This is a genomic window from Enterobacter sp. T2, from assembly GCF_010692925.1.
In the GTDB taxonomy this organism is placed as follows: Bacteria; Pseudomonadota; Gammaproteobacteria; order Enterobacterales; family Enterobacteriaceae; genus Enterobacter; species Enterobacter kobei.
In genome coordinates, this window is sequence record NZ_CP048736.1 from 4,791,621 (window position 1) to 4,804,521 (window position 12,901).

7 protein-coding genes, 1 tRNA gene and 3 rRNA genes are annotated in these 12,901 nt (G+C 51.6%); 3 read left to right on the plus strand and 8 right to left on the minus strand.

Annotated elements, in window-relative coordinates:
* Positions 1–105: 105 nt before the first annotated feature.
* On the minus strand, positions 106–2,898 hold the full coding sequence (gene polA, locus G0034_RS22915) for a DNA polymerase I (RefSeq protein WP_179121288.1): 2,793 nt from the start codon (positions 2,896–2,898) through the stop codon (positions 106–108).
* Positions 2,899–3,338: 440 nt separating this feature from the next.
* Here polA and yihG point away from each other — a divergent pair, with 440 nt between their 5' ends.
* Complete coding sequence (gene yihG, locus G0034_RS22920) at positions 3,339–4,247, plus strand: 1-acylglycerol-3-phosphate O-acyltransferase, YihG family (protein WP_032637788.1); 909 nt, start codon at positions 3,339–3,341, stop codon at positions 4,245–4,247.
* Between the two features lie 23 nt (positions 4,248–4,270).
* Here the strand turns inward: yihG and dsbA are convergent, their stop codons facing one another.
* From dsbA to G0034_RS22935, 3 genes are all read right to left on the minus strand, one after another.
* The gene (gene dsbA, locus G0034_RS22925; RefSeq protein ID WP_014885768.1) at positions 4,271–4,894 is read right to left on the minus strand and encodes a thiol:disulfide interchange protein DsbA; all 624 of its coding nucleotides are present in this window, start codon (positions 4,892–4,894) and stop codon (positions 4,271–4,273) included.
* Between the two features lie 27 nt (positions 4,895–4,921).
* Complete coding sequence (locus G0034_RS22930) at positions 4,922–5,908, minus strand: serine/threonine protein kinase (RefSeq protein WP_179121289.1); 987 nt, start codon at positions 5,906–5,908, stop codon at positions 4,922–4,924.
* Between the two features lie 75 nt (positions 5,909–5,983).
* The gene (locus G0034_RS22935; RefSeq protein WP_003861904.1) at positions 5,984–6,253 is read right to left on the minus strand and encodes a YihD family protein; all 270 of its coding nucleotides are present in this window, start codon (positions 6,251–6,253) and stop codon (positions 5,984–5,986) included.
* Between the two features lie 68 nt (positions 6,254–6,321).
* On the opposite strand from G0034_RS22935, the gene mobA reads away from it, so the two are divergent.
* Both mobA and mobB read left to right on the plus strand, forming a co-directional pair.
* Positions 6,322–6,906: a molybdenum cofactor guanylyltransferase MobA gene (mobA, locus tag G0034_RS22940; protein WP_014885770.1), complete on the plus strand. Its 585-nt coding sequence runs from the start codon at positions 6,322–6,324 to the stop codon at positions 6,904–6,906.
* Complete coding sequence (mobB, locus tag G0034_RS22945) at positions 6,903–7,406, plus strand: molybdopterin-guanine dinucleotide biosynthesis protein MobB (protein WP_179121290.1); 504 nt, start codon at positions 6,903–6,905, stop codon at positions 7,404–7,406. Before mobA ends, mobB begins: the two co-directional genes overlap by 4 nt.
* A gap of 77 nt (positions 7,407–7,483) precedes the next feature.
* Here mobB and rrf read toward each other — a convergent pair.
* The 4 genes from rrf to G0034_RS22965 all read right to left on the minus strand — a co-directional run bounded on the left by rrf (position 7,484) and on the right by G0034_RS22965 (position 12,460).
* Positions 7,484–7,599: ribosomal RNA gene (gene rrf, locus G0034_RS22950) — 5S ribosomal RNA — on the minus strand.
* 64 nt (positions 7,600–7,663) lie between these two features.
* Positions 7,664–10,567, minus strand: a 23S ribosomal RNA gene (locus G0034_RS22955).
* Positions 10,568–10,759: 192 nt separating this feature from the next.
* A tRNA-Glu gene (locus G0034_RS22960) sits at positions 10,760–10,835 on the minus strand.
* A gap of 85 nt (positions 10,836–10,920) precedes the next feature.
* A 16S ribosomal RNA gene (locus G0034_RS22965) occupies positions 10,921–12,460 on the minus strand.
* Together the 16S, 23S and 5S rRNA genes with 1 tRNA gene alongside form the textbook arrangement of a ribosomal RNA operon.
* Positions 12,461–12,901 lie beyond the last annotated feature (441 nt).

Below are 12,901 nucleotides of genomic sequence, written 5' to 3' on the forward strand. Positions count from 1 at the left end.
TTGTAGTTTTTTTTCATTCTTTACATAGGGAATTCTAATGATTGTCACAAAACGCACGTAGTTATGTTGCTAACTTACATAAAAAGCGCGTTATTCACAGAACCGTTAGTGAGCCTGATCCCAGTTTTCACCACTCCCCACTTCCACCAGCAACGGCACGTCAAGCGTCATGCTGCTTTCCATCAATTCGTGGATCTTTTTCGACACGGTGTCGAGATCGTCTTTATGCACTTCAAACACCAGTTCATCGTGTACCTGCATGATCATTTTCACGCGCGGCTTCTCTTTCTCCAGCCAGGCATCCACGGCAATCATTGCACGCTTGATGATGTCTGCTGCAGTTCCCTGCATCGGGGCGTTGATCGCGGCACGTTCTGCGCCAGCGCGGCGCGCCGCGTTGCTGGATTTGATGTCCGGAAGATAAAGACGGCGGCCATCCAGGGTTTCAACGTAACCTTTCTCTTTCGCCTGAGCGCGAGTGCGTTCCATGTACTCCAGCACGCCCGGGTAACGTTCGAAGTAGAGATCCATATACTTCTGCGACTCTTTACGCGGGATGTTGAGCTGGCGTGAAAGGCCGAAAGCGCTCATACCGTAGATCAGACCGAAGTTGATCGCTTTTGCGCTGCGGCGCTGCTCGTTTGTCACGCTGTCCAGCGGCAAACCGAACACTTCCGCTGCGGTCGCCCGGTGAATATCTTTCCCTTCCGCAAATGCCGTCAGCAGGCCTTTGTCACGGGACAGGTGCGCCATAATGCGCAACTCAATTTGCGAGTAGTCAGCCGAGACAATCAGGTAGTCATCAGGTGCAATAAAGGCCTGGCGAATGCGACGCCCCTCTTCATTACGCACCGGGATGTTCTGCAGGTTTGGATCGGTTGACGAGAGTCGACCGGTTGCCGCAACCGCCTGATGATATGACGTATGCACCCGGCCCGTTTTCGGGTTGATCATCAGCGGGAGCTTGTCGGTATAAGTAGACTTCAGCTTCGCGAGACCACGGTACTGCAGGATCACTTTTGGCAGCGGGTAATCCAGTGCCAGTTCTTCCAGCACCTCTTCAGAGGTGGATGGCGCACCGCCAGGGGTTTTCTTCAGCGGCTTGATGCCCTGTTTTTCAAACAGGATGGTTTGCAACTGTTTCGGCGAAGAGAGGTTAAACGGCTCGCCTGCAAGCTCATGGGCTTTCTGCTCAAGCTCGGTCAGACGCTGTGCCAACTCTCCGGAGTGGTTATGCAGCACCGTAGGGTCGATTTTTACGCCGTTGCGTTCAATACGCGACAACACGGGAACCAGCGGCATTTCGATATGCTGGAACACGTTGAGCGGACCTTCATGCTTCTGCAGTTTCGGCCACATTTTCAGATGCAGCTGCAGCGTGACGTCAGCATCTTCCGCCGCATAGCGCCCAGCTTCTTCGAGCGCTATCTGGTTAAAGGTGAGCTGATTTTTTCCTTTACCGGCAATCTCTTCAAAGGTGATAGTTTTGTGCTTGAGCCAGCGGTCAGATAAGGAATCCATATCATGACGACCCGCGACGCTGTCCAGAATGTAGGATTCGAGCATGGTGTCGAAGGCAATCCCGCGCAGTTCAATGCCGTAGTTTTGCAGAATACCGCGGTCATACTTGAGGTTTTGCCCGACCTTCAGCGCCTTTTCGTCTTCCAGAATCGGCTTCAGCAGCTCAAGCACGCGTTCGCGAGAGATCTGCTCTGGTGCATCCAGATATTCGTGCGCCACAGGCACATAGGCTGCCATACCCGGCTCTGTTGCAAAGGACAGACCCACCATGTTGGCAGAGATATTATCGAGGCTGTCAGTTTCGGTATCAAAGGCAAACACCGGTGCCTTTTTCAGTTTCTCGATCCAGGCGATCAGCTGCGACTCTTCAAGAATGGTTTCGTAGTTATCGAAGGAGAGGACTGTGGCTTCTTCTTCTGCCTGCTCTTCGGCATCAACGACAATCGTCTCTTTTGGCTTTGCAGCAGGTTTGGCCCCTTTCGCCTGCAGCCACTTACCCGCTTCCACGTCAGTGGTCCAGCGCTTGAATTCGTATTTCTTAAACAGGCTCAGCAATTCGTCAGCAGAAGGCTGTTGCACTTCCAGCTGCTCACAGCCCAGTTCCAGTTCGACATCGGTTTTGATTGTTGCCAGCTTATAAGAGAGATAAGCCACCTCTTTGTTCTCTTCCAGTTTGCCGGCCATGGTTTTTGCGCCACGGAAGGAGAGGCCTGCAATTTTGTCTGATTCGGCGTAAAGCGTATCCAACCCACCCAGCCCCTGAAGCAACGCCTGCGCGGTTTTTTCACCGACGCCGGGCACACCAGGAATGTTATCCGAGGAGTCGCCCATCAAGGCAAGGAAGTCGATCATCAGTTCCGGCGGCACGCCATACTTAGTGACCACCTCTTCTGGCCCCAGAATGGTATTGGTCATAGTGTTAATCAGGGTGATGCCTGGCGTCACCAACTGTGCCATATCTTTATCACCGGTGCTGATCAGTACCGGACGACCCATTTTTTCTGCTTCTCGCGCCAGCGTACCGATGACGTCGTCGGCTTCCACGCCAGAGACAGCCAGCAGCGGCAGGCCCATCGCTTTCACCATGGCGTGCAGCGGCTCAATTTGCGCACGTAGATCGTCAGGCATAGGCGGACGGTGGGATTTGTAATGCTCGAACAACTCATCGCGGAAGGTTTTGCCTTTCGCATCAAAAACGACTGCCGCATGGGTTGGCTGATACTGAAGGATCAGGCTGCGCAGCATATTCAGCACGCCGTACATTGCGCCGGTAGGTTCCCCTGCGCTATTGGTCAGAGGAGGAAACGCATGGTATGCCCGATACAGGTAAGATGAGCCATCGACGAGAATAAGTGGGTTTTCTGGGATCTGAACCATAATGTCCGTGCCTTTAATCAATTTATGCGTAAAGGATGCCACATAAGGATGAAAACATCAGTTATTCAGTCCCGATACAGAAAAAGATTTTGCGATCGTGAGGATCGTTCGCAAAAATCAAACTGTGGATAAGTTTGTGAATATTTTCACTTCAAATGAAAAACAGACAGCCATTGCAGATCAAGACTGATAATAAATCATTAGATATCATATTGTTAATTAAGCGCATCACATAAAAACAGCTTACTGATGGCAATTTAGTCTATGTGGATATAAGTCCTGATTAGTGCGCAATATTAGAGAAATCTTCTGCGTCAGGGTAAAAGCGGTCAAATGACGGCGTGAAAGCGCCAATACTTTGTCGTTTTTCTGGTAAAATCAGCGCCCAGCGCCGACGTGTCGGCCGCGCTCTTACCGCTAACCACCTGAAAAAACTCATCATGTCGAGATTGCTCGCTGCAATAACCTTACTGTTAAGCATCATTTTAACTATTCTGGTGACGATCGCCTGTTCCGTGCCGATCATCATCGCCGGGATCATTAAACTGCTGCTGCCTGTGCCCTCGGTGTGGCGAGCCGTGTCAGCGTTTTGTAACTTCATGATGTACTGTTGGTGTGAAGGGCTGGCGATCCTGTTGTGTCTGAACCCGCATCTGAAGTGGGATGTCGAAGGACTGGAGAACCTCAATAAAAAGAACTGGTATCTGCTGATTTGTAATCATCACAGCTGGGCCGACATCGTGGTGTTATGCGTGCTTTTCCGCAAACACATCCCGATGAATAAATACTTCCTCAAGCAACAACTTGCCTGGGTACCTTTTATTGGGCTGGCCTGCTGGGCGCTCGATATGCCGTTTATGAAACGCTATTCGCGCAGCTATTTGCTTCGTCATCCGGAGCGTCGTGGTAAGGATGTAGAGACCACCCGCCGTTCCTGCGAAAAGTTTCGCGCGCATCCAACAACCATTGTGAACTTTGTGGAAGGCTCCCGGTTTACGGAAGAGAAACGTCAGCAAACACGCTCCCCGTATCAAAACCTGCTGCCGCCAAAGGCGGCGGGCATTGCGATGGCGCTTAATGTACTGGGTGCTCAGTTCGATAAGTTACTCAACGTCACGCTCTGCTACCCGAAGAACGATAACACCCCGTTCTTCGATATGCTCAGCGGCAAGCTGACACACATTGTTGTGCGGGTGAATTTAGTTCCCGTCGATGCCGAACTGCATGGCGACTACGTTAACGATAAAAATTTCAAACGTCGTTTCCAGCAGTGGCTTAATACACTCTGGAAAGAAAAAGACGAGCAGATAGACACCATTAAATCTTCATACAAAAACGCCGGTCAGTGACCGGCGTTTTCATCTCTAAGAACTTACTTTTTCTCAACCAGGTATTTCACGGTGTCAGCATACTGCTGAACGAAAATATCCATGCTGCTGGTGTCCATGCCCTGCATGTTCAGCTGATATTTACCGTTAACGAACATCGCCGGAACGCCCTGAAGCTGCAGGTCAGACGCCGCTTTTTCCTGCTGAGCAACCAGAGATTTCACCACAAAGCTATTCCACGCGGCGTCATACTCTTCCCCTTTCACACCGGCATCAACGAACACTTTACGGATATCCGCTGTGGTCTGAACGGTCTGGGTTTTCTGCACGGCTTCAAACATTGGGGCGGTGATCTTATCTTCCACGCCCAGTGCCATCGCAACCGCCCACGCCTGAGTCAGGTCTTTACCTAATGGGCCCAGGAACTCAACGTGGTACTTGGTCATTTTGGTGCCTTCCGGCAGTTTTTTCTTCACGTTGTCAGAAACATGCAGCACTTCTTCGAACTGGTAGCAGTGCGGGCAGTAGAACGAGAAGAACTCGAGAACCTGTGGCTCGCCAGCAACCGGCTTCTCCAGCGTAGTGTACTGTTTGCCGTCGGTAAATTGTGCAGCAGAAGCGCTAAATGCCAGAATCATACCTGCCAGCGCCAGCCAAATTTTTTTCATGATTAACTCTCTCCTGGGTGTGTCCTATTAATACATCGGCGTTAATTGCAGCGGGGGTTCCTGAAGAACCTTAACCTGCTCAGTGAATGTAGATATCTGGCTGCGCCAGTAATCTTCCCCGGTAAGCCACGGGAAATTACGGGGAAATGCGGGATCGTCCCAACGCCTGATTAACCACGCGAGATAATATACAAAACGCATCGCACGTAAAGGTTCAATCAGGGCAATTTCGTCTGAATTAAACGGGCTAAATTCTTCATAGGCTTCAATAATGGTTTCAAGCTGCATGCGTTGCTCGGCTTTGTCGCCATTCAGCAGCATCCACAGGTCCTGAACCGCAGGCCCCATGCGCGCATCATCAAGATCGACGAACAGCGGGCCATCGCGCCAGAGTATATTTCCGGCATGACAATCGCCGTGCAGGCGCAAGACGGAAATATCATCGCGCCAGCAGGTTTTTACCGCAGCAATAAGTTTATCGGTGGCGCTGAGGAAATCAGCCTTTAGCCCAGTGGGGATCAGTGCAGAGGTTTCGAATACCTGGCGCGGCTCGATAAGATATTCCTGAATACCGATCGTCGGTCGGGCTGTGAATACCGTTTTTCTTCCCGTCAGGTGAATGCGACCCAGATAGCGGGCAACCCACTCCATTTGATCGATATTATCCGCTTCAAACTGGCGGCCACCCAGGCTTGGGAATACAGCGTAATAAAAGCCTTCATGCGTCAGCAGCGTTTGGTTGTTGAATTTTATCGGTGCGGCAACCGGGACATCGTCATCCAGCAGATCGTGAGCAAACTGATGCTCTTCCTGAATTTGTTCTGCGGTCCAACGTTCAGGCCGGTAGAACTTCACGACAAAGCGCTGACGATCCTCATCCTGAAATTGATAGACACGGTTTTCGTAGCTATTTAAAGGCGTTAACCCCGAATCCACACGAATGCCCTGTTCAAACAGGGCATCCATAATGGTATCCGGGTGTAATGTCTGGAAAGTAAAAGCCTGGTCGTTCATCCGATCATCCGGAAATTATACGAATGATTCAGGATATCATCTTGTGGCGATTTCGGTGGCTCCGCTTACAAGCTTTTACTCTTTAATTACGCCACGGGCGCGCAGCAGCGCCGTTTTAAAATCTTCCTCATAATCCTTCTGAATACCAGGAATAACAGCATCTTTGGCAGAATCGCGCATTTTGAGGTGGTAGATCAGGATGTCGTCAGAAAGGTCTGCCAGTTCGCCGTCAAAACCTGACTCTTTTGCCAGTTTCTGCAAGAATTGCATCAGATTAAGCTCTGGCTCTTTTTGCCAGGCTGGCTGGAGGAGTTCAATAACTTCATTCAGACGTTTACATTTCATGGTGGTGCTCCTTTCATTTAGAGTGACACGTTAGCAGGGTCAATCCCACAATAAAAGAGGCGATATTCGTGAATCTTAGCCAGGAAATCATTGGGGTCGTTCTGGCAGGTGGCAGAGCAACGCGGATGGGAGGAAAAGATAAGGGGCTCCAGCTCCTGAATGGCAAACCCTTATGGCAATGTGTCGCTGATACGCTCGCCGGCCAGGTGACAACCCTGGCCATCAGTGCTAACAGGCATATCGACACGTATCAGCACAGCGGGTATGCCGTGTATCAGGATAATATTGAGGATTACCCGGGGCCGCTGGCCGGTATGCTCTCAGTGATGCAGCAGTCGAACGGTGAGTGGTTTCTGTTCTGTCCCTGCGATACCCCGTTTATTCCATCCTGTCTCGTTGAGCGTCTGGTTCAGCTTCGTGGCACAGCATCCGTGGTTTGGGTACATGACGGCGAGCGCGACCATCCTGCTATTGCCTTAATGCACCGCTCGCTAGTGTCTTCTCTGGAGGCGTATCTGGCGGCGGGAGAACGCAGAGTGATGGTGTTTATGCGACAGTCTGGCGGCCATCCTGTTGATTTTAGCGATTTCAAATCGGCTTTTGTGAACGTGAATACGAGTGAAGATTTGCAGAGGATGCAGGAGAAGAGATGATCCCCGTTTTAGCTATTTCCGCATGGAGCGGCACAGGGAAAACCACGCTGCTGAAGAAACTGATACCCGCACTGTGTGCGAAAGGTATTCGCCCCGGATTGATTAAGCATACGCACCATAACATGGATGTCGATAAACCGGGAAAAGACAGCTATGAGCTGCGTAAAGCGGGTGCCGCGCAGACAATCGTGGCAAGCAATCAGCGCTGGGCATTAATGACAGAAACGCCAGATGAGGCACCGCTGGATTTGGCTTATCTGGTCAGCCGGATGGATCATTCCAGCCTGGATCTGGTGCTGGTCGAGGGGTTTAAGCATGAGGCTGTACCTAAGATCCTGCTGTTCCGAAGCGATGCCGGGCACGATGTTAGCGAGTTAACGCTTGATGAGCATGTGATTGCGGTGGCCGGTGATGTTGTATTGCCGCTTGAGGTTTCGCTGTTGGATTTAAATGATGTGGATGGGATAGCGGAGTTTATTGTGACGTGGAGTGCGGTTTGATGCCCTCTTCCTGCGGGAGAGGAAAACCCAAAGCAAAAAACCCCGCACCTTACGGTACGGGGTTCTTCTTGATTGATGCCTGGCAGTTCCCTACTCTCACATGGGGAGACCCCACACTACCATCGGCGCTACGGCGTTTCACTTCTGAGTTCGGCATGGGGTCAGGTGGGACCACCGCGCTAAAGCCGCCAGGCAAATTCTGTTATCTGTATCAGGCTGAAAATCGTCTCTCACCGCCAAAACAGCTTCGGCGTTGTAAGGTTAAGCCTCACGGTTCATTAGTATCGGTTAGCTCAACGCATCGCTGCGCTTACACACCCGACCTATCAACGTCATAGTCTTTAACGTTCCTTCAGGAGACTTAAAGTCTCAGGGAGAACTCATCTCGGGGCAAGTTTCGTGCTTAGATGCTTTCAGCACTTATCTCTTCCGCATTTAGCTACCGGGCAGTGCCATTGGCATGACAACCCGAACACCAGTGATGCGTCCACTCCGGTCCTCTCGTACTAGGAGCAGCCCCCCTCAATTCTCCAGCGCCCACGGCAGATAGGGACCGAACTGTCTCACGACGTTCTAAACCCAGCTCGCGTACCACTTTAAATGGCGAACAGCCATACCCTTGGGACCTACTTCAGCCCCAGGATGTGATGAGCCGACATCGAGGTGCCAAACACCGCCGTCGATATGAACTCTTGGGCGGTATCAGCCTGTTATCCCCGGAGTACCTTTTATCCGTTGAGCGATGGCCCTTCCATTCAGAACCACCGGATCACTATGACCTGCTTTCGCACCTGCTCGAGCCGTCACTCTCGCAGTCAAGCTAGCTTATGCCATTGCACTAACCTCCTGATGTCCGACCAGGATTAGCTAACCTTCGTGCTCCTCCGTTACTCTTTGGGAGGAGACCGCCCCAGTCAAACTACCCACCAGACACTGTCCGCAACCCGGATTACGGGTCTACGTTAGAACACCAGCCATTAAAGGGTGGTATTTCAAGGTCGGCTCCACGCAGACTGGCGTCCACGCTTCAAAGCCTCCCACCTATCCTACACATCAAGGACCAGTGTTCAGTGTCAAGCTATAGTAAAGGTTCACGGGGTCTTTCCGTCTTGCCGCGGGTACACTGCATCTTCACAGCGAGTTCAATTTCACTGAGTCTCGGGTGGAGACAGCCTGGCCATCATTACGCCATTCGTGCAGGTCGGAACTTACCCGACAAGGAATTTCGCTACCTTAGGACCGTTATAGTTACGGCCGCCGTTTACCGGGGCTTCGATCAAGAGCTTCGCGTTACCGCTAACCCCATCAATTAACCTTCCGGCACCGGGCAGGCGTCACACCGTATACGTCCACTTTCGTGTTTGCACAGTGCTGTGTTTTTAATAAACAGTTGCAGCCAGCTGGTATCTTCGACTGATTTCAGCTCCACCCGCAGGGGCTTCACCTACATATCAGCGTGCCTTCTCCCGAAGTTACGGCACCATTTTGCCTAGTTCCTTCACCCGAGTTCTCTCAAGCGCCTTGGTATTCTCTACCTGACCACCTGTGTCGGTTTGGGGTACGATTTCGTGTTACCTGATGCTTAGAGGCTTTTCCTGGAAGCAGGGCATTTGTTACTTCAGCACCGTAGTGCCTCGTCATCACACCTCAGCGTTAAAAGGTACCGGATTTACCTGGAACCTCCGCCTACATGCTTAAACCGGGACAACCGTCGCCCGGCTAACATAGCCTTCTCCGTCCCCCCTTCGCAGTAACACCAAGTACAGGAATATTAACCTGTTTCCCATCGACTACGCCTTTCGGCCTCGCCTTAGGGGTCGACTCACCCTGCCCCGATTAACGTTGGACAGGAACCCTTGGTCTTCCGGCGAGCGGGCTTTTCACCCGCTTTATCGTTACTTATGTCAGCATTCGCACTTCTGATACCTCCAGCAACCCTCACAGGCCACCTTCAACGGCTTACAGAACGCTCCCCTACCCAACAACACATAGTGTCGCTGCCGCAGCTTCGGTGCATGGTTTAGCCCCGTTACATCTTCCGCGCAGGCCGACTCGACCAGTGAGCTATTACGCTTTCTTTAAATGATGGCTGCTTCTAAGCCAACATCCTGGCTGTCTGTGCCTTCCCACATCGTTTCCCACTTAACCATGACTTTGGGACCTTAGCTGGCGGTCTGGGTTGTTTCCCTCTTCACGACGGACGTTAGCACCCGCCGTGTGTCTCCCGTGATAACATTCTTCGGTATTCGTAGTTTGCATCGGGTTGGTAAGCCGGGATGGCCCCCTAGCCGAAACAGTGCTCTACCCCCGAAGATGAGTTCACGAGGCGCTACCTAAATAGCTTTCGGGGAGAACCAGCTATCTCCCGGTTTGATTGGCCTTTCACCCCCAGCCACAGGTCATCCGCTAATTTTTCAACATTAGTCGGTTCGGTCCTCCAGTTAGTGTTACCCAACCTTCAACCTGCCCATGGCTAGATCACCGGGTTTCGGGTCTATACCCTGCAACTTAACGCCCAGTTAAGACTCGGTTTCCCTTCGGCTCCCCTATTCGGTTAACCTTGCTACAGAATATAAGTCGCTGACCCATTATACAAAAGGTACGCAGTCACCCCATAAAGAGGCTCCCACTGCTTGTACGTACACGGTTTCAGGTTCTTTTTCACTCCCCTCGCCGGGGTTCTTTTCGCCTTTCCCTCACGGTACTGGTTCACTATCGGTCAGTCAGGAGTATTTAGCCTTGGAGGATGGTCCCCCCATATTCAGACAGGATACCACGTGTCCCGCCCTACTCTTCGAGTTCACAGCCTGTGCATTTTCGTGTACGGGACTATCACCCTGTACCGTCGGACTTTCCAGACCGTTCCACTAACACACAAGCTGATTCAGACTCCGGGCTGCTCCCCGTTCGCTCGCCGCTACTGGGGGAATCTCGGTTGATTTCTTTTCCTCGGGGTACTTAGATGTTTCAGTTCCCCCGGTTCGCCTCGTTAACCTATGTATTCAGTTAACGATAGTGTGTCGAAACACACTGGGTTTCCCCATTCGGACATCGCCGGGTCAAAGGTTCATATCACCTCGCCGGCGCTTTTCGCAGATTAGCACGTCCTTCATCGCCTCTGACTGCCAGGGCATCCACCGTGTACGCTTAGTCGCTTAACCTCACAACCCGAAGATGTTTCTTTCGATTCATCATCGGCTTGCGAAAATTTGAGAGACTCGAACACACATAACATGTGTGTCGTTTCAATTTTCAGCTTGATCCAGATTTTTAAAGAGCAAATATCTCAAACATGACTCGCAAGTCAGTTTTGAGATATGACGGCAGGTGACTTTCACTCACGAACCAGCAAGTGGCGTCCCCTAGGGGATTCGAACCCCTGTTACCGCCGTGAAAGGGCGGTGTCCTGGGCCTCTAGACGAAGGGGACACTGAAGTCTCAATCGCAAGACGCCTTGCTATTTACTTTTCATCAGACAATCTGTGTGAGCACTACAAAGGCAGGTTCTTTAAGGTAAGGAGGTGATCCAACCGCAGGTTCCCCTACGGTTACCTTGTTACGACTTCACCCCAGTCATGAATCACAAAGTGGTAAGCGCCCTCCCGAAGGTTAAGCTACCTACTTCTTTTGCAACCCACTCCCATGGTGTGACGGGCGGTGTGTACAAGGCCCGGGAACGTATTCACCGTAGCATTCTGATCTACGATTACTAGCGATTCCGACTTCATGGAGTCGAGTTGCAGACTCCAATCCGGACTACGACGCACTTTATGAGGTCCGCTTGCTCTCGCGAGGTCGCTTCTCTTTGTATGCGCCATTGTAGCACGTGTGTAGCCCTACTCGTAAGGGCCATGATGACTTGACGTCATCCCCACCTTCCTCCAGTTTATCACTGGCAGTCTCCTTTGAGTTCCCGGCCTAACCGCTGGCAACAAAGGATAAGGGTTGCGCTCGTTGCGGGACTTAACCCAACATTTCACAACACGAGCTGACGACAGCCATGCAGCACCTGTCTCAGAGTTCCCGAAGGCACCAATCCATCTCTGGAAAGTTCTCTGGATGTCAAGAGTAGGTAAGGTTCTTCGCGTTGCATCGAATTAAACCACATGCTCCACCGCTTGTGCGGGCCCCCGTCAATTCATTTGAGTTTTAACCTTGCGGCCGTACTCCCCAGGCGGTCGACTTAACGCGTTAGCTCCGGAAGCCACGCCTCAAGGGCACAACCTCCAAGTCGACATCGTTTACGGCGTGGACTACCAGGGTATCTAATCCTGTTTGCTCCCCACGCTTTCGCACCTGAGCGTCAGTCTTTGTCCAGGGGGCCGCCTTCGCCACCGGTATTCCTCCAGATCTCTACGCATTTCACCGCTACACCTGGAATTCTACCCCCCTCTACAAGACTCTAGCCTGCCAGTTTCGAATGCAGTTCCCAGGTTGAGCCCGGGGATTTCACATCCGACTTGACAGACCGCCTGCGTGCGCTTTACGCCCAGTAATTCCGATTAACGCTTGCACCCTCCGTATTACCGCGGCTGCTGGCACGGAGTTAGCCGGTGCTTCTTCTGCGGGTAACGTCAATTGCTGTGGTTATTAACCACAACACCTTCCTCCCCGCTGAAAGTACTTTACAACCCGAAGGCCTTCTTCATACACGCGGCATGGCTGCATCAGGCTTGCGCCCATTGTGCAATATTCCCCACTGCTGCCTCCCGTAGGAGTCTGGACCGTGTCTCAGTTCCAGTGTGGCTGGTCATCCTCTCAGACCAGCTAGGGATCGTCGCCTAGGTGAGCCGTTACCCCACCTACTAGCTAATCCCATCTGGGCACATCTGATGGCAAGAGGCCCGAAGGTCCCCCTCTTTGGTCTTGCGACGTTATGCGGTATTAGCTACCGTTTCCAGTAGTTATCCCCCTCCATCAGGCAGTTTCCCAGACATTACTCACCCGTCCGCCACTCGTCACCCGAGAGCAAGCTCTCTGTGCTACCGTTCGACTTGCATGTGTTAGGCCTGCCGCCAGCGTTCAATCTGAGCCATGATCAAACTCTTCAATTTAAGTTTGATGCTCGTGAATTAAACTTCGTAATGAATTACGTATGTTCACTCAGAGACTTGGTATTCATTTTTCGTCCGAGGACGTTAAGAATCCATGTCACTTTGAGTGCCCACACAGATTGTCTGATAAATTGTTAAAGAGCAGTGCCGCTTCGTTTTCGCTGCGGCGCGGGGTGTGCATATTACGCTTTCCCGCTTCAGAGTCAAGCGTTTATTTTGCTTTTCTCTGCTGACCCGGCGGCGTGTGTGCCGTTGTTCCGTGTCAGTGGAGGCGCATTATAGGGAGTTATTTCACAGTGACAAGAGGAAATTTAAAAAAAGTTTCCGTCCGTGTTTTTTTTCACCAATAGCGGTGAAATCAAGCTACAAATTGTTCTATTTGATGTATCTACAACCACAATCACATTCGAGGTGGCATAATTATCAGCATGAAACATTAAG

What these genes read in the sequence shown, in the direction of transcription:
- polA (WP_179121288.1), bottom strand. Translation starts at nt 2,898, where the DNA reads ATGGTTCAGATCCCAGAAAACCCACTTATTCTCGTCGATGGCTCATCT.
- yihG (WP_032637788.1), top strand. Translation starts at nt 3,339, where the DNA reads ATGTCGAGATTGCTCGCTGCAATAACCTTACTGTTAAGCATCATTTTA.
- dsbA (WP_014885768.1), bottom strand. Translation starts at nt 4,894, where the DNA reads ATGAAAAAAATTTGGCTGGCGCTGGCAGGTATGATTCTGGCATTTAGC.
- G0034_RS22930 (WP_179121289.1), bottom strand. Translation starts at nt 5,908, where the DNA reads ATGAACGACCAGGCTTTTACTTTCCAGACATTACACCCGGATACCATT.
- G0034_RS22935 (WP_003861904.1), bottom strand. Translation starts at nt 6,253, where the DNA reads ATGAAATGTAAACGTCTGAATGAAGTTATTGAACTCCTCCAGCCAGCC.
- mobB (WP_179121290.1), top strand. Translation starts at nt 6,903, where the DNA reads ATGATCCCCGTTTTAGCTATTTCCGCATGGAGCGGCACAGGGAAAACC.